The sequence below is a fragment of the Oceanibaculum indicum P24 genome (assembly GCF_000299935.1).
GTDB classification, from domain to species: Bacteria; Pseudomonadota; Alphaproteobacteria; order Oceanibaculales; family Oceanibaculaceae; genus Oceanibaculum; species Oceanibaculum indicum.
On record NZ_AMRL01000068.1, the window covers coordinates 1 to 944 of the forward strand.

General features: G+C 68.2%; 1 protein-coding gene. It reads left to right on the plus strand.

Going from position 1 to position 944, the window contains the following annotated elements; all coding sequences use genetic code 11:
- Positions 1-944, plus strand: a 944-nt coding sequence (locus tag P24_RS18985; RefSeq protein WP_008946370.1) for an O-linked N-acetylglucosamine transferase, SPINDLY family protein, incomplete at both ends; no start/stop codon positions are given.

The following is a 944-nucleotide window of genomic DNA, read 5'->3' on the forward strand; positions in this document are numbered from 1 at the left end:
AGCTACCACCCTGATCTTGCGGCTGCGGATATCTTTGCGGAGTTCGCGCGCTGGGGGGATGGCCAGCCGGAACCCTCGCTGGTGCCGCACGGCAATGACCGCACGCCGGGGCGGCGGCTGCGCGTGGGGTTCGTGTCACCGGACTTCCGGCGGCACACTTCGCGCTTCTATTTCTCGGCCCTGTTCGAGCATCACGACCGCGAGGCCATCGAGCTGATCGGCTACTCCAACGTGCAGCAGCCTGATGAGTGGACGGAGAAGTTCCGCGGCTGGGCCGATGGCTGGCGGGAGATCCGCGGCCTGTCGGATACGGAAGTGGCGGAACAGGTGCGGGCCGACGGGATCGACATATTGATCGATGGCTGCAACCACATGCAGGACCACCGTCTCGGCGTGTTTGCGCTGAAGCCGGCACCGGTGCAGGCGACCTGGCTGGGGGCGGCGTGGACGACCGGCCTGTCGGCAGTGGATTATGTGCTGTTCGACCCGTATATGGCGCCCGAGGGCACGCTGGCGCGGGAGGCGATCGTGCGTCTGCCGGGCTGCTTCATCGCCTACCGCCCGCCGGAGGGCACACCCGAAGTCGCGCCGCTGCCGGCACAGCGAAGCGGGCAGGTGACCTTCGGCTATTCGGGCCGGACGGAGCGTCTGAACCACCGCGTGTTCCGGGCCTGGGGGGAGATCCTCTCCCGCCTGCCGGAGGCGCGGCTGGTGCTGGATTTCCGGGCCTTCGCGGACCCGAAGACGCAGGCCTATTACCGGGCCGTCCTGGGCCAGTACGGGGTGGATGTATCGCGGGTCGAGATGCGGTGCAGCGCCGACATCTTCAAGGGTCTGGCGGATATCGACATCCTGCTGGACTGCTTCCCGCACAGCGGCGGCACGATGCTGTTCGATGCCTTGTGGATGGGGGTGCCGGCGCTGACGCTGGCGGGCCGCCCGCC